11 protein-coding genes are annotated in these 17743 nt (G+C 51.2%); 10 read left to right on the plus strand and 1 reads right to left on the minus strand.

What is annotated here, in order from left to right:
* The first annotated feature begins 146 nt into the window (after positions 1 to 146).
* The 9 genes from ACYVAD_RS07015 (at position 147) to ACYVAD_RS07055 (ending at position 14954) form a co-directional block, all read left to right on the plus strand.
* Complete coding sequence (locus tag ACYVAD_RS07015) at positions 147 to 1127, plus strand: ion channel (RefSeq protein WP_461138769.1); 981 nt, start codon at positions 147 to 149, stop codon at positions 1125 to 1127.
* A gap of 110 nt (positions 1128 to 1237) precedes the next feature.
* A complete protein-coding gene (locus ACYVAD_RS07020) occupies positions 1238 to 1675 on the plus strand; it encodes a MarR family winged helix-turn-helix transcriptional regulator (RefSeq protein ID WP_461138770.1) in 438 nt (145 codons plus the stop codon).
* A complete protein-coding gene (locus tag ACYVAD_RS07025) occupies positions 1672 to 3000 on the plus strand; it encodes a TolC family protein (RefSeq protein ID WP_461138771.1) in 1329 nt (442 codons plus the stop codon). Before ACYVAD_RS07020 ends, ACYVAD_RS07025 begins: the two co-directional genes overlap by 4 nt.
* 15 nt (positions 3001 to 3015) lie before the next feature.
* On the plus strand, positions 3016 to 4134 hold the full coding sequence (locus tag ACYVAD_RS07030) for an HlyD family secretion protein (RefSeq protein WP_461138772.1): 1119 nt from the start codon (positions 3016 to 3018) through the stop codon (positions 4132 to 4134).
* A complete protein-coding gene (locus ACYVAD_RS07035) occupies positions 4134 to 5690 on the plus strand; it encodes a DHA2 family efflux MFS transporter permease subunit (RefSeq protein ID WP_461138773.1) in 1557 nt (518 codons plus the stop codon). The genes ACYVAD_RS07030 and ACYVAD_RS07035 overlap by 1 nt, the downstream gene beginning before the upstream one ends.
* 144 nt (positions 5691 to 5834) lie before the next feature.
* The gene (locus ACYVAD_RS07040; RefSeq protein WP_461138774.1) at positions 5835 to 6749 is read left to right on the plus strand and encodes a S66 peptidase family protein; all 915 of its coding nucleotides are present in this window, start codon (positions 5835 to 5837) and stop codon (positions 6747 to 6749) included.
* A complete protein-coding gene (locus ACYVAD_RS07045; RefSeq protein WP_461138775.1) occupies positions 6746 to 7543 on the plus strand; it encodes an SDR family oxidoreductase in 798 nt (265 codons plus the stop codon). The genes ACYVAD_RS07040 and ACYVAD_RS07045 overlap by 4 nt, the downstream gene beginning before the upstream one ends.
* 781 nt (positions 7544 to 8324) lie before the next feature.
* A complete protein-coding gene (locus ACYVAD_RS07050; protein ID WP_461138776.1) occupies positions 8325 to 13805 on the plus strand; it encodes a hypothetical protein in 5481 nt (1826 codons plus the stop codon).
* 114 nt (positions 13806 to 13919) lie between these two features.
* Positions 13920 to 14954: an SGNH/GDSL hydrolase family protein gene (locus ACYVAD_RS07055; RefSeq protein ID WP_461138777.1), complete on the plus strand. Its 1035-nt coding sequence runs from the start codon at positions 13920 to 13922 to the stop codon at positions 14952 to 14954.
* A 192-nt stretch (positions 14955 to 15146) separates the two neighbouring features.
* Here ACYVAD_RS07055 and ACYVAD_RS07060 read toward each other — a convergent pair whose 3' ends face one another.
* Entirely contained in the window at positions 15147 to 16304 is a 1158-nt protein-coding gene (locus ACYVAD_RS07060; RefSeq protein ID WP_461138778.1) for an alginate O-acetyltransferase AlgX-related protein, read from the minus strand.
* A gap of 412 nt (positions 16305 to 16716) precedes the next feature.
* Here ACYVAD_RS07060 and ACYVAD_RS07065 point away from each other — a divergent pair, with 412 nt between their 5' ends.
* A complete protein-coding gene (locus ACYVAD_RS07065) occupies positions 16717 to 17742 on the plus strand; it encodes an SGNH/GDSL hydrolase family protein (RefSeq protein WP_461138779.1) in 1026 nt (341 codons plus the stop codon).
* Position 17743 lies beyond the last annotated feature (1 nt).

A 17743-nucleotide genomic window follows, 5' to 3' on the forward strand; every position in this document is an offset into this window, starting at 1 on the left:
TTTCTCCGAGTCATATCAAGTGTTACGGCTATATTATAAATATGATGCAATCTAAGTACATTTACTCATTTACTCAAGTAACGTGTACATTATAAATAGATTAAGCACCCCGCTTCGTGTACTAACCCGCTCAAAAAAGCTTTGTTGTGAAATCACAATCGTTACGTTCCCCAGCTGATAAAGAGCTTGTTCAACAGGAAGCTCAACGCCCGGACCTTGGTTTCGGCACCAAAATCACTGGTGCGCAGGTTCGGCTACTCAATCAGGATGGCAGCTTCAATGTAAAGCGGGCCAACGAGTCGTTCTGGCATCGTATAAACCTGTACAACCGACTTATCGTCATGAGCTGGAGCCAGTTCCTGGGGTGGGTATTCGTCTTCTACATGGTCTCGAACCTGCTCTTTGCGGGTGTCTATCTGCTGTGCGGAGCCGATAGCCTAGCCAGCACCAACGACGTCATGTTTCACGGTTTTTTCTGGAAAGCGTTCTTCTTCAGCGCGCAAACCCTGACAACGGTTGGTTACGGACACATTACGCCCAATACGTTCCTGACCAGTTCAGTTGCCGCCTTCGAATCCATGGTCGGATTACTATCATTCGCGCTCGCAACGGGTCTGTTATACGGACGCTTTTCGCGACCCAAGGCGCACGTTATCTTTTCCAGCCATTCAGTAATAGCCCCCTATCTGGATACCAACGGTTGGATGTTTCGCATCATCAACGCCCGCTCCAGCCAGCTCATCGATCTCCAGGTGGAAGTTTCCTTGTCCCGACTGGAAACCCAGCCCGACGGTACTCCCTCCCGGCGCTATCACCGGCTCAAGCTGGAACGGGACATGGTTGCTTTTTTTCCGACGAACTGGACGCTGGTTCACGCCATCACCGACGACAGCCCGCTTTACGGGTCTACGCCCGAAACAATGGCTGATTCAGAAAGCGAGTTTCTGATTTTGTTCCGGGCGTTGGACGATGCCTTTTCTCAGATGGTCCACGTTCGGTTCTCCTACCGGGCGGGAGAAATTCGCTGGGGACACAAATTCCGTCCTATGGTCAATACGGAAAGCTCAGGGCAAGTTACGGTTGATCTAAACCGGCTTGACGACACAGAATCTGCCCCACTGAACTAGCCCTTTCGGCCCTTCTATTAAATGTTCATTAAAACAAAGCCATAAACGTTTAAACAAAACTCGTTTAAACAAATGTTGGTTATACATTTGCGCACCCAGTTTTAAACAGCATGTCTAAAATCTATCGCAATGAATACCACCGCCTGATCGGCAACCTGCACCAGACTGATGGGTACATTTTCAACTTTTTCGGTCAGAAACTAGCCCCATTTGACCTCTCGGTACAACAATACGTGGTTTTACGGCTTCTGGCGGCTGTATACCCGGCGAGCCTATCGGCGGGGGAAGTCAAAGAACGGATGACCGAACTGAACTCCGACGTAACGCGGCTTACCGACCGGCTGGTCGCCAAGAACTTGATCGTTCGAGAGATCGACCCGCAGAACCGTCGGCGCGTGAATCTTCGCTTGACGGCTGACTCCAAGGAGTTTGTTGATAAGGTAGCCGTCGATTTTAATGATTTTGAGTCAATCGTCAGCCATCTGACGGAAGACGAAGTAAATACCCTGAATACACTCCTGACTAAAATCAGAAATAAACCACAATGAAGAAGTACATAATTGGGGCAGGCCTGTGGCTTTCGCTACTGAGTGGCGCAACCGCTCAACCCGCAGCGGTCATGCCACTGGATAAAGCCATCCAGACCGCCCTGCAAAACAATAAAGGAATCCGGCTGGCCGATGTTCGCACGCTAGCCGCCGAAGCTCGTTCTCAGGAAGCTAAAGACCGTAGTCTACCGACAGCGTCGGCTTCCCTGGCATACTCTCGCTATAGCCTGACCGGCCCCTTTGCGCTGGGTGAAGGTAGCGATGGCAAACCGCTGTTTGGTATCCCGGCGGGTGCCTTTAATGCCACGATCGGGGGCGCTACGATCAGTAAGGAAATTTTTGGTGGCTTTGCCGAAAAGTCGGCGGAGAAATCAGCTGAATTACTGGCCAAAGCCAGTCGACTCGATGCCCAACGTAACCGGTCGGAGCTGGTCTATACGGTCACGGAAGCTTACTATAACATTGTCAAGCTAATCAGATCGACGTCCGTTATTGAGCAGAACATTCGCCAGTTCGACGAGCGCGAACGCGAAGCCCGGAACCTGGAGAAAGAAGGAATCGTGACGGCCAATGAGGTTCTGAAAATTCAGTTACAGAAAAATAACCTCAATCTCAGTCGTCTACAGGTCGATAAAGCCAGACTAACAGCGCTGTATAACTTCAACCTGTTGCTCGGACTTCCGGACGATCAACCCGTTGCCGTTGACACAACCCTGACCAACCCGGCTGCCGTGACGCAGGAGCTTACCGCCTTTCTAACGCAGGCCCAGCAGATCCGGCCTGAAGTCGAGGCTAATTCGTTGCGGGTCCAGTCGGCACAGGAGCAACTTCGTAATACCAAAAGTGCGATGTATCCGCACCTGGGCGTATCGGCTGGCTACAATTACATCAACCCGACCGCAACGGTCATTCCAGAGGCAAACTCGTTTGTTAGTGCCTGGAACGTTGGCGCTGGCATTAGCTATAACATCGGCTCGTTATACAACTTGAAAGGCCGGGTCAACACGGCCAAGGCGGCCATCGATCAGGCTACGATTCAGGGTCAGCAGCAGGCTGATCAGATCCGGTCGGAGGTAGTAACCGCCTACAATAATTACCAGCTGGCACTGGAGCAACAGAACGTAATCCGGACGGCAGTGGATCAGGCCAAGGAAAACTACCGGCTGACAGAGTCCCGCTTTCGCAACGGACTCGTCGGCTCCACCGACCTGCTCGAAGCCGACAGCTTTCTGCTCCAGGCCCAACTCAACGTCATCAACGCAACCGTCGACGCGCAACTCGCTTACCAACGCCTGTTAAAAGCAACGGGCACAAACCTGAATTAATTTTAGTACACAACCATGAATACCAAAACATTAATCCGCGTAGGGGGCATTATCATTCTGGCCGCTGCGCTCTTCTTCGGCTATACTGAGTTCCGATACCTACAACGGTACGAAACGACTGACGATGCTCAGGTTGACGGCGATGTTGACCCAGTTACCCCGAAAGTAGGTGGTTACGTAAAAGCGATACGTTTCAAAGACAATCAGTTTGTTAAGGAAGGTGATACGTTATTCGTGCTCGACGATGCTGACTACCGCATCCGGGTAGCGCAGGCCGAAGCCGCTCTGCAGAGTGCCCAGGCCAGCGCTGGCGTAAGCCGTTTTCAGGTCAACGTAGCAGCGGCCACGATCCAGAGCTCGCAGGCTGGCGTACAAACCGCCCGCGATCAGGTCATAACGGCGCAGGCAAACGTAACGGCGGCTCAGGCACGGGCACGTAAGTCCAGCCAGGATTTTGAGCGCTACAGCCGTCTGTTAGCCGAAAAAACAGTTCCTCAGCAGCAGTTTGATGCCATCCAGGCCGAACGCGATGCCGCCCAGGCTCAGTTGCAGGCGGCTCAGGCTCAGCTACGTACCGCGCAGTCACAGGTAAGCGCAGCCGGCACCCAAACGGGAGTCACCAGCTCGCAGCGCCTGGCCACCCAGGGCCAAACCTCAGTGGCACAGGCAGCGGTTAAACAACGGCAGGCTGATCTGGACCTTGCCAATCTTCAGCTTTCGTATACCGTCGTTCGGGCACCTGCTTCGGGTGTCGTGTCGAAACGGTCGGTTCAGGTGGGTCAGCTTATTCAGCCCGGCCAGGCTCTGTGTTCTGTGGTTGGCAACACCAACCTTTGGGTAACGGCCAATTTTAAAGAAACTCAGCTGAAAGAGATGCAGCCTGGTCAGGCCGTCAACATTGAAGTAGACGCCTTTGGCGACGAAAAAGTGGTGGGCCACGTTGGTTCCTTCGCCGGTGCCACGGGTGCCAAGTTTTCGCTACTGCCGCCCGACAACGCGACAGGTAACTACGTAAAAGTAGTTCAACGCATTCCAGTACGGGTCGAGTTGGAAAAGAACAGCCCGCTCTACGCTAAATTACGTCCCGGCATGAGTGTAACGGTCGCCGTGGATCTCCAATCAAAACAACAGTAATGAAGTTAGGCTTTGATAAATGGGTAGTCGTACTCACGGTGACTACGGCTGCTCTGCTGCAAACCATCGACTCGTCGATCGTGAACGTAACGCTGAACCAGATGATGGGTAACCTGGGGGCTTCCCTGGGCGATATTAGCTGGGTTGTTACGGGCTACGCGGCCGCTAGTGCCGTCATGATCACGATGTCGGGTTGGCTAAGCGCCAAACTAGGTCGCCGGAATTACTTCGCGGCTTCGATCGTCCTGTTCACCATCGCATCCATTTTTTGTGGTACATCGACCAACGTCTGGGAGCTCGTCTTCTTCCGCGTGGTGCAGGGAATTGGTGGGGGTGGTCTGTTGACAACGGCCCAGTCGATTCTGATCCAGACCTTTCCCAAAGAAGACATTGGTATCGCCAACGCCATTTTTGGGATGGGGGTTATCATCGGCCCGTCAATCGGACCAACGCTGGGTGGCTACATCACCGATAACCTGTCGTGGAACTGGGTCTTCTACATCAATATTCCGTTCGGTATCCTGGCGACGGTCCTGACGTACATGTACATCAAAGAGCCAGCCGAAAAAATTGCGGCCGGCAAGATGGACTGGCTGGCCCTGATCATGCTGATCATCGGTATCGGTGGCCTGCAAATCATTCTGGAAAAAGGCGAAGAAAAGGACTGGTTCGATTCGAGTTTTATCACGATCATGACTAGTGCTGCCGTTATCTGCCTCATCGGTTTCATCTGGCGCCAATTGACGGTCTCCCAGCCGATTCTTGACCTACGGCTGATGCGACGCCGGCGATTCGCGGTGGGTACGCTCTTTAACTTCATTCTGGGCTTTGGGCTATTTGCGTCAGTCTTCCTGATTCCTGTCTTCTGCCAGACGATTCTGGGTTTTACGGCGAGTCAGACGGGGCTGTTGCTGATGCCAGGCTCGATCGTAACGGGCATGATGATGCCTGTCGTGGGCGGGCTACTCAAGAAAAATATGATCTCACCTATTTGGTACGCGGCCGCGGGCTTTCTACTGTTCTTCGGCTTCAGTTTTGGCCTGTCGAACATTACCCCCGACGCGGGACCAGATTATTTTTTCTGGCCGCTCGTCATCCGAGGTATCGGTATGGGGTTAATCTTCATTCCGCTAACGACCGTAACGCTGGCCGACCTAAATCCCGTCGAGATTCCACAGGGGTCTGCCCTATCGAATACTATCCGGCAGTTAGGCGGTACGTTCGGCACGGCCATCATGACGACGTACATCTCAACCCGTTCGGTACTGCACATCTCGCGCTTGACCGATAATATATCGATCTACAATCCTATTTCGGTTGAACGGATCCGCCAGTACACGGGCTTATTCCTTTCTAAGGGCGACGCGCTGGCCTCTGCCACGGCTAAAGCGTATCGACTATTGCAGGGCGGGGCCGTCAAGCAGGCAATGGTGATGACCTACGCCGACTCGTTCCTGATTATCGGAGCTTTCTTCCTGGTGTGTATCCCCCTGCTGCTGCTGTTCGTCGGTAAGAAGATCGAAGCACCGGCACATACAGAAATGGTGATGGACTAAGTGAGTTTTATCACCCGATTAGTAAGCGGAACCAACCCGAAAAGCGAGAGCACGGATTGGTTCCGCTTACTATTTTGGGGATTCTATGTCGCACAGCACCGTTCAACGCTTTTCTTTGCAGGCCGAACCCATTTGTAGACACTCATGCAGCTTCCTCCTTTTTTGCGACCTGGCGATACAGTAGGCGTCGTTTCACCAGCAAGCTGGTGTCCTTACGAGGAACTAGCCGAAGGGCTTCGTATCCTCCGCGAAGACTGGCAGCTAAACGTTATCGAAGGCAAAAGTTTGCGAGCTGTCGACGGTCCCTTTGCCGGAAACGATGAACTTCGTCGTCAGGATCTGCAGTACTTATTCGATGATCCGTCGGTTCGAGCCGTGTTTGCGTCGCGGGGCGGTTACGGCTCCTATCGCATTGCCGACGAACTGGATTTAACTAACCTGAAGGCCCATCCTAAGTGGCTGGTTGGTTTCAGCGACATTACTGCCCTGCTAAGCCTTTTCCAGCGGAATGGTTTAGGCAGCTTACACGGCATCATGCCCCGCCAGTTTGGCGCCCCTGAACGTAACGAATCCCTTGACTCGTTACGTCGGTGGTTATTTGGCACTCCTCCGGCTCAGTATAGTGTCCCCTATCACCCACTTAACCGACTCGGTCAACGTCAGGGACGATTGATTGGCGGTAATCTGACCTTGTTGATCAATTCGCTGGGCACTCCTACGGACCTTGACTACACCGGAGCGATTCTGTTCATTGAGGATATTGATGAAACTTTGTTTTCTCTGGACCGGATGATGACCCAACTCCGGCGATCTGGTCGGCTGGCCGGATTAGCCGGTCTTGTCGTTGGCCAGTTTACCGACATGCGTACCAATTTATCGCTACCTTTCGGGAAAGACGCCAATCAGATTATTACAGAAGCCGTAGCGGATTACAACTATCCGGTACTCGTTGATTTTCCAGCGGGCCACGTTGATTACAACCTCGCATTACCCATAGGCTATGCCGTTTCGCTGACCGTTACGCCAACTGGTAGCTCACTCGATTTTCTGCACCCATGAGCAGTTTCACCGGAGAAATAGTCTGGATTACCGGTGCCTCATCGGGCATTGGGGAAGCAATTGCGTTGGCAATGGCGCAAGCAGGAGCCCGCCTTATTCTCTCGGCTCGCCGGGCTGATGAACTACAGCGAGTAGCCGCGTTAACCGGCCTGCCCGACTCAGACGTATTGATTCTGCCCTTGGACATGGTTGATCGGGCAAGTTTTTCCGAGCGGGTCGAACAGGTTCGCCAGCGTTTTGGCCGGATTGATTATTTATTTCAGAACGCAGGCATCACCCAGCGAGGCCTAGTCGCGGACACTGATTTTGCCGTTTACCAACGGCTGATGGATGTCAATTTCTTTGGTGTCGTAGCCCTAACCCAGGCCGTTCTCCCCCTGATGCTATCACAGCAGAGCGGACACTTTGTGGTAACCAGCAGTGTAGCAGGTAAACTAGGAACTAAAGAGCGCTCAGGCTACTGCGCCAGCAAGCATGCTCTGCACGGTTTTTTTGATGCGATCCGGGCAGAAACCTATTCATCAGGTTTACGGGTAACCATTGTTTGTCCTGGCTATATCAGCACGCCCATTTCACTCCATGCGCTCAGCGCCAATGGGCAGCCCCACGGCCGTATGGATGCTAATCAGCACCAGGGAATGGCGGCCGAGAAATTGGCCAGCCGAGTGCTTCAGGCAGTGGCCCGGCAGCGAGAAGAAGTGTACATCGGTGGCATTGAAATATACGGCATTTATCTTAAGCGCTTCTTTCCTACGCTGCTGTCCCGCATCCTACGAAATCGAGAAGGTACATAAAATCCTTTACGTATATACATATACGTTAGACAACTTTTTGTACGATTTATCGCTCTTTCTCTCTAATTCAGCTCCCAGTACCACCAGCCGGGTAGACTGTTACTGATTCATAAAGAAAAGCTAGTTCTTCAATGGTGACAAAATCCATACCACCCTTAGTACCCAGTTCATCCTCGATGGGCTATTTTCTGCGATACTACATGTAGTTCTGGTACCGTAGCCTAGCATTTCGTTCTACTCAATACGGCAGAAACAGCCTTCGTTACCCAGAAAGAACGATTAATCGATCGCTTCCCACCATTTCTTTCTGATACCTCGCCGGTTCACTTTTTCCGATTGTACGCAACGCGCTGCTGGTGATAGCTAGCTGCTCCTAGCTCCTTTAGATCTGGTTTAAAGTGTACAGGCGAAACTCTTTATATGAATAAATTAAAATATTATACTAATACAAACCGAATATCCTATTTGATAGCATATACAACCGTCCGCTATGCTTGATTTTTGCCCCTTATATCTCCAGTTCGTACCAGTATGAGACCACTTAGAAAAGAAAATTGAGGTTTATATGCTCGAAATTACAGTTTGGCCTAATATTTAATAAGTGAGTTTATTATAAACTATACGGTCACTTTTGCAGCCGAAAACAAGGTATCAGGTTACAAAAACGCCTACTTTTGACTCAACCCCCTGGATAACTCTTCCGGATTTTTCAAAAGCATATTTACTTATTGGCGTAATATTTGTTTTTCGGTATGCATGATAAACTTTTACAGCTCCGTTCATGCTCATTAACATTACTCACACCAGCAAGCGTCTTCTCCGTAACGCGCCTGCTTACTTAGGGCTTCTGCTCTGCCTGGCTGTCTCCGCATCCGGGTTAGCAGGATCTAAATTCCCTCCCGGCGAGAAACCAACGTTTGCCCGTATTGTCAACTCGTTGACCAGACCGATTGACAAGAAGCCCGCTCCGACTCCTTTCATTAGTCCAACGATCAGCAGTGACCCTATCCGGTTCAGCATCCGAGCTAATAAACAATCGATCCGATTAGGCGAACCCGTCGAACTCTCCATCCGGGCAGAGCTACTAAATATCAGTCCTACGTTACTGTTCTCCCTGCCTGGCTCCAACGCTTACCGGCTGAAACTTCTTCTTCCGGACGGTTTTGTGCAGACCAGTGGCGACTTTCAGGATTACGTAGGTGATCTACTTGTTTATCCAACCAACGCGGTTAAAACGTATCGCATTACTGGCTACTTCACCCGGGTCACTCCGGGCTCTACGTTCCGATTGTTACGTAGCCATAGCCAGGCCGACGATCAGAGTCTCTACGTGGAGAAAGCAGCGGTTCGCTTAGAGGTAGCGGACAAAAATGATCATAAGATTACCAATTTATCTGTTACGGACGATCGGGCTACTCCAAGCCGCTCTTCTGTGCCGACGACGGTATTACAGGTCATTCCAGAAACAAGCACGGGAGCAGCCCGCCTAGCTACGCCCGATTACTGGGGTACGTTAGAGTTCGCGAACTGCGACGTAGTTGGCGGCTGGGTTACGGACCTGAATGCACCCCGTAAATCTCTCTTTCTGGACATATACATCAATGGCAATAAAGTAACGACCATACTGGCAGACCAAGACCGGCAGGATGTTGCGGACTTTTATAAGATCGTTGGGTACAACCGTTACGGATTCCGGTGGAATTTACCCGCTGAGTACAAAGGCAATAAAGCCCTTTCTGTCTCGGTCAAAATCACGGATTCAGGTACTGAACTATCGCAAAGCCCTAAAAATATTCAACCCTGCGACGGATCGGTAGCTCCCGCCCCCGAAGTAAACTCCTGCGACTTTGCCATCTCAACGACTCCACTGAGCGTAAGCTGCGGCAATTCCTTTACGCTACGGGCAAACTGTAGCGGGGCGAACTGTGATAAGGTGACGTATACCTGGTCGGGTAACGGGCTTAATCAGACGGGGCAATCGGCAACGGCAACAGCTCCCAAAAGCAACACGACCCTAACCTACACGGTTGTGGCATCGGCAACGGGCTGTAGCAGCAAAACAGCCACTGTAGCCGTTACGGTGAATGGCTGTAACACGATTGTTCCTCCCGCCAACGCTGATTACCGGGGCTTCCTGGACACAGCAAGCTGCGCGGTAATAACCGGATGGGCTTTTGATTTTAACGCCCTAAAACAATCCCAATCGGTCGACGTCTACATCAACGGCGCTAAGGTGACGACGATCGCAGCGGATCGGCCGCGTCCTGATGTGGCTCAGGTATATGGTACCGGTTTTGATAAATATGGTTTCCGCTGGGTCATTCCTGACAGCTATCGGAAGAATGCTCCGTTGCTCATTTCGGTACGGCCCGCCAGCACGACCCGGGAGTTAATTGGCAGTCCACGCCAGACCGAGCTGTGTACGAGTACCAACCCCACGACCCCCAAACCAGATTCCTGCGCCTTCACCGTATCGACAACACCGTTAAGCGTAAGCTGCGGTAGCTCCTTCACGCTACGGGCAACTTGTACGGGTGGCAATTGCGATCGGGTAACTTACCGCTGGACCGGTAATGGCCTCGACAAAACAGGGCAGTCGGTAACGACGGTAGCCCCTACAGCCAATGGACCTGTTACGTATACCGTAACGGCTACCGCTGCGGGCTGCTCCAGCCAGCAAACAACAGCAACCGTTACGGTTAACGGTTGTACGAATCCCACGACCCCAAAACCAGATTCCTGCGCCTTCACCGTATCGACAGTTCCCCTGAGCGTAAGCTGTGGTAGCTCCTTCACACTACGGGCGAACTGCCTGGGCGGCAATTGCGACCGAGTAACCTACCGCTGGACGGGTAACGGTGTTGACCAAACAGGTGCCACGCTCTCAGCCGTAGCCCCTAAAACGACAGGCACGCAAACGTACACGGTGACAGCGAGTGCCCCAGGCTGTTCAGCGCAGACGACAACGGCTACCGTTAGCGTAACGGGCTGCGTTCCCAGCAATGCTAACTACCTGGGCTATCTGGACGTAGCCACCTGTACATCCATTGCGGGCTGGATTCTCGACCTTAACAATATGGAGCAGGTTATCGACCTGGATATCTTCATAAATGGCATCAAAGCGGCTACCATTCCTGCCAACCAATTACGCCAGGACGTAGCGGCCTCGTACCGGATTCAGAACAACATGTTTGGCTTCAGCTGGACCATTCCTGATTCGTTCAAACGTACGAAGGGAGCCATGACCATTTCTGTCAAGGTAGCGGGTACCAGCAAGGAGCTTTCCAATAGCCCCCGGACAACGGCCGTGTGTGATGCCGTTACGGGTAAAGATTCCTGCGATTTTACCGTGTCGACGTTACCAGTTGCCGTTAGTTGCGGCAGTTCGGTAGTTCTGTCTGCCAACTGCGTAGGATCTGATTGCGGCCGGGTCACCTATACCTGGAGCAGCAACGGGCTCACGGCCAAGGGTCAGTCGGTTTCAGTCGTCGCTCCTACGTCAAATACGACAGTAGCCTATACGTTGACGGCATCGGCAACCGGCTGTGCATCCAAAACGGTAACCAGTACCGTTAGCGTCACAGGCTGCACGACAACAACCCCTCCCGTTCCTGGTGTTTACAAAGGATACCTCGACGTCGCTGACTGCGACGTTATCTCGGGCTGGATCTTCAACGAAAACGCTCTTCAGCAGTCACAGCAAATCGATATTTACATCGATGGACAACGGGCAGCTACCATCACGGCGAACCTGTCTCGACCGGACGTAGGTGCGGCCTTTAACACAAATTTCAGTGCTTACGGTTATCGCTGGACGATTCCTAGTTCGTACAAAGCGAATAAAGCACTACGAATTTCGGTCCGCCCCGCTGGTACTAGCCAGGAATTGATTAACAGCCCTCGTTCTACCCCAGTCTGCGAAGGCACTGCGATTCTTCCACCAGTAACCAATCCGCCTACTTCGGAGAGCTGCACCTTTGCAACGACGGCGCTGCCCATTAGCGTAAGCTGCGGCAGTTCGTTCACGCTGAAGGCTAACTGCACGGGTTCAGATTGCGGTAAAGTCACATTTACGTGGGTTTATAACGGCACGACGAAGACGGGACAGACGGTGTCGTTTGTCGCTCCTTCCAGCAACAACTCTACGACCTATACGTTGACGGCAACCGCACCAGGCTTTACTCAACAAATTACGACGGGTACGGTGAGTGTCACGGGTTGTTCTTCGGCCGTCATTCCTCCTATCAACGCAGATTATCGCAGTCACCTGGATTACGGTACCTGCGAAATCGTATCGGGCTGGATTGTCAACATGAACGAAACACAGAAGTCGCAGTACGTTGACATCTACATCAACGGGACAAAAGCAACGACGATACAGGCTAACGGCAGCCGCCCAGACGTGGCCCTGATTTTCCAGACAGGCAGTTTCAACGCCTACGGTTTCCGCTGGACGGTACCAAGCTCGTTCAAAAACAATACAACGCTTAAGATTTCGGTAAAACCAAGCGGCACAACTACGGAAGTATCAAACAGCCCGCTGATTACGTCAGTCTGCATTGGTCAGCCCGTTACACAACCAGATTCCTGCGCCTGGAACGTAACAACCGATGGCGTTATCAACACAGCTACCTGCGGAGGCAGCGTAACGTTGAAAGCCGCTTGTTCGGGCAACAACTGCAGCAGACTAAACTATGCCTGGTCAGGTAACGGCATTAATCAGAGCGGTCAGTCGATCACGATCAGCGCGCCAGCCAGTAACGGTTCGTACACCTACACCGTAACAGCTTCCATGGCGGGCTGCGCAACTAAAACATCCACCGTTGTTGTGAACGTAAGCGGTTGCGCCAATCAGACGGGCGACCCCTACCCAGTCCTGAACAGCCCCTGGCCAGATGACAAACGTCCTGTCCTGAAAAATGATCGGCTGCGGGTTGCGATCGATCTGGGGGTGGGTGCTGTTATCCGCGAGGTTACTGACCTGCAGGTTGGCGAGAACATGATCAACTGTATGATCAAAGGCGATGGCAAACGTGATCCAGGCCGGGACGACCAGATTTCACTCTACGCACTTCCCAGCGACAGTAAGCACTGGACCCAGAACGGCAAGCCGGTTTTGGATGATATCGGTTACAACCCTGTTCAGGGGGGCGACATCGCCGGTAATTTCTCTCCTATACTGGGCTACGGTCGCACCGACAACATGCTTTATTCAAAGACCCGGGGTCTACTTTGGGGCTTGAATAACGAGCTGGGCGACTACATCGTTGAACAATGGATTCGACTGGACAACAACATTGTTCGTCGGCACGTACGCATCTCCGGTTCGCGGGCTGACCAGACTAAGTACGACGGTACCCGTCAGCAGGAACTACCCTGTACGTACACAAATAGCGCCTACTATCAGTACTACGTTGTTCAGGGCGAACCAAACACCAATGCTCCCTGGCTGAACGTCAACTCGATGCCAAACATTGTTAGTCCTGGAAAGAGCCTGAACCAAGTGCAAAACGGTACTTACAGCGGCCCTTACAACGTCAACGCATCGGAGCCCTGGATTGCAGCTATCAAACCAAGCATTGGCCGCGGTATTGCACTCCATACGCCTTACTCCCATGAGTTCAAAGTTGGCGTCTTTGGTGAAATGGGCTGGGGTCCTGCCGAATCGAGCAACGCCGGTTACATCGCCAATGGCATGTCGCTGGTTATGGATCCAAACGGTGTGTATGAGTTCGATATCAACATGGTAGCGGGCACAATCGACGAGATCAAGAATACGCTGAGAACGCTGCCTCAATCCGAAACGAAACCAAACTATCGATTCGCGGGCAACGCTACTCGTCACGGATTCTACTACCGTAACGGCCACGACCAGGGTTATCCAATTGGTGACGAGCTGGCCATTACGCCAACTGACCGTCGGTTCCGGATCATCTCGCCACAGAAAGGCTACAAGGCGTCTGAATTCGGCGTTGTCTACGTTCGGCTACGGGCTCAGACTTCGGAAACCCAGTTGGTTCTCGACTGGCGGAAAGTGGGACAGAGTGAGCTGGATGCAGCCATGGCCGGCCAGCAAATGACGTTCAAAGTAACTGGCGATAATCAGTATCGGACGATCGCAATTCCCGTGAATCTGCACTCAAAATGGAACGGTCTCATCAACGATTTCAGCATTCGTTACGCAAATCCAAGTGAAGCTCCTACCAGCGGGCAGCAGATTGGTATCAAGTGGATCTCGGCAACGAATCTGGGGGATCAGTAAGAGTCATGTCAAGCCAACAGGTTGAAGTGACCTGTTAGCTTGATAAAAGAATCGCATGTTTGATAGTACTGGCACGCTTTTAGCGAATTCGTTCAATAGCAAAATATTAACTCAGTGAATAAAATCGTACACGCTCGTCATATAAAACAGGCGTTTGTATCCTGTCTGGGAGCAAGCTTATCGGTTGTCCTCTTTTCAACCTTTGGGCAGGCTCAGACAACAAACGCGGCCTGTGTTCAAATCACAGTAACGTCCGTAACGGATGGCGCCACAACTCCGATAAATCAACCGGATCCGACTACACCTCCCGATCTAGGCAGTCAGGCATTACCAGTTCCGGTTTTCAGCCAGTCTACGGGCTCAGTGGCGTTTGGTACTGCGGTTAACCTGACAGCCTCATCCTTACCGGCGAATGCAGTAATCGAGTATTCGGCCGACAATGGGACTACGTGGACCGCAGGTACGCAACTTTCCGTCACGAACAAAGTTGACGTTTTGGGACGTACCCGTTTGAATCAGCAGACCTCCACCACGGCCAAAGCAAGTTTTACCCCCTACTACCGGCGGATGCTGGTTATCGGCAACAGTATCACGAGCCACGGTCCGGCACCGGATCTGGGCTGGCTAAACTTTAATGGAATGGCCGCTTCAGCGCCGGAGAAAGATTTCGTCCATTTGCTAGATACGCAATTAAAAGCGCTGTACCCACAGGCTACATTTCAGATTCAATCAGGTGGCGGGTTCGAGCGGGAGTTTGGTAAATCAACGTATAGCGTTGATGAGTTTAACGCCCCCCTTCAGCAGTTCAAGCCAGATCTGATCATACTACGCATCGGCGAAAACGTTGACGAAGCCAACGCAATAAGCCGTAACTATGAAGGAGAACTACGGCAGCTGTTAACCAAATTGGCGAATTACGGCCAGCCGGTTAAGGTAATCGCTACAACCAGCGTCTGGTCTCGCGCGCTGGCGGATTCGATCATGCGCAAAGTCGTCAACGAAAAAGGTTTTCCGCTGGTAGAATTAAACAGCATGATTGGTCAGGGGCAGTATTTTGCCAGCCAGTATGCCAATCCGGGCGTGGCTGCTCACCCCAACGACGCGGGTATGCAACGCATTGCTGATCTCATCCTGGAGAAAATCAAATAGAATCTCGGGGCGGGTTAAGAAACATCTCTTTAGGAATTTATTCACGTAAGTAAAAAGGGCACCGGAATACTCCGGTGCCCTTTTTACTTACTAATACCAAGAAGAGAACGCGAATTAAGTAATGATAGCTTGATAATAAGAAAGAACTCTATCCTCAAAGTTCGGCCTTTGATAGCCTGAAGTCAGTCGCTTTTACAAAAGGCCCAGCAGACCGATATTACGTTCGACGATTTCGATCAGAACGATATCTGGTCGTTCGGTTCTTGCTAGTGTCAAATCAAACTTGTGGCTGCGTACCATATAGGACTCGCTGAAATAACCAGACATGAACTGATCCATAGAGTAACTGAAGGAGTCCCCTACCAGGAGTAATTTAGGCAGTCGGGCAGAATCTTTCGCCTTACAAACGAACCGCTGCGACGGCAGACCGATGTATTTATCATTAACTTCAGTATTCTGGGCTATCAAAGAAGCTGCGGGTCTGATTTTGTAGCTGACCGAGTCAGCCACTTGGTCGTTTAAGGCAAGCATCGTTACCAGATCGCCACCCACGCCTTTCTGCGGGGTGATAGTATAGTTCGACAGATCGGGCTCGGTTAGATAAGGAAAATCCTGCCGAATCCGGTCTACCGACGTGAGTGTAGCCAACAAAGCCCCATAGTCATTCCAGTGCGTGTCCGTCTGGCAGTACACTACGTGTTTCTTTTTGGCATCCACCAGTTTTTGGCGCACATCGATTATCGGCACAGTAGAGTGCCGGTCCATATATGCCTTGAAGCGGTCTAAATTCGATACTTGCTTTTCTTTCGGAAAATAATCTGGGAGGTTTTCCGGGTAGATCGTATAAGAGTCAGGAGCAACCAGTAAGTACAGCTTAGTCCCTTGTCGGCTTAGGCTATCCTGAAGATTTTTCAGGCGTTTTGCAATCGACACCAACGTATCCTGCCGGATCGGCAACAAGCCCCGATGCTGCTCGGCGACCCGACTCATACTGTTACCGGGATAGAACCAGCCATTTTTACCCGCTATAACTTTCTCGGGCAAGGGTGACGACGACAGCCCCTTGTATTTCCATTGGCTATACTGATAAAAAAGCGCGTTTCGCCAACCAAAATTCTCCTTGTAATACTGATCAAACTGAACGATAAACGTCTTTACATGTGGGAAGTCGAATCGGGGAAATGGCGTCAGAATACGTTTTTCCGTGCTTTTGAATCCTGACGACCAGCCTGCCCACTGATCAATAAGCGGTAATCCCAGTATTAGTATAAAACCAATGCTGATCAGAAAAGCTTTATAGCCTGACTTAACTCGCGCACCGGATTGGGTATTTTTTTTTCTCTCCGGCATTACATCTGGTACCATCAGACAAAAATTATGGCTATAGCTTGCATAGAATAGATTCTTACTGTCACCGGTCAGACTAGCTATTTATCTGAACCGACAGCATCACATAGTTTATAGATAGCGTTGAGCAATTATCGTGCTGATGAAAGAGGGATCCCAGCGAATGTTTTTTCGTGTGTGACAATTAAATTGTACAGGGGTGATAATGGCCGCATAGGTCGCTCCAGTAAGTTAATCAATGACAGAACGTCAAAGCTTGGCGGCATACGTTTGAGGGAAAAGAGACAACAAATGTAAGTCACAAAAGAGAAATCATAGTACTTTTAAACCCTGTATAAATTCAATATTTGGTTTGTATTACACATATTCAGTCCAGAAAATGCAGTTGATAGCTATGGTAAAAATTAGTTGTTCTTTGTTTCAGCTAGTACCTACCAAGCATCTAGTAGCTGGACTGTTTCTTATTTTTCTTCTTAGTAATTGCACCAACGATTATCCAGCAGTAGATGTGGGTGACAATCAGCCCACTCCTACCTCCCCTCCTGCATCAACATCAGCTTGCTCTGGCAGTACTTCTCCTGGTTCTTCTTCGGCAGTACAACCGGTTGATACGTTAGACATAGCCCCTCCTCGATTTTCTCCGGATGGAGGCACTTTCTACTTCAGCGTTCCAGTACGTCTGGCAGCAGATTCACTACCCCCACAGGCACTTTACGAATACTCCTTTGACAACGGGCAAAGTTGGCAGACGGGGCAGCAATTTACGGTATTGACCGGCGGGAAAATGCTGGCCCGCCTGCGCGTCGGTAACAGACCATCCCGGAGCCGGGCCGTTACGTTTAACCTGTATTACAAACGGATGCTGGTTATTGGTAATAGCATTATGAGTCACTTACCAGACCCCTCTATTGGCTGGTTGAACTCGAATGGGATGGCGGCCTCAGCACCGGACAAAGACTTTGTGCATTTGCTCAACGCGCGTTTGACAGCACTTTACCCGCAGGTTAGTTTTCGACTTCAATCGGGTGGGAATTTTGAGCGTGAGTTTGGCAAATCAACCTACAGCCTTGATGAGTTTAACGAGCCTCTACAACAGTTCAAACCGGATCTGATTATCTTACGTATCGGGGAAAATATTGATGAATCAGCTGTAATAAGCCGGAATTACGAAACTCAACTTAGCCAATTGCTGGATCGGCTAGCTACCTACGGTCAGCCCGTCAAGATTGTTGCGACCACCAGCGTATGGTCACGACCTCTATCCGATTCGATTATACGACGAACAGTCGCGGGTAAAGGACATACTCTAGTGGACCTAAGTTGCCTGGTGGGGCAGGGTCAGTATTTTGCCAGCCAGTACGCAAACCCCGGGGTGGCCGCTCATCCCAATGATGCGGGTATGCAACGAATTGCCGACTTTATCTGGGAGAAGATACAATGAG

Source organism: Spirosoma pomorum (assembly GCF_054776615.1).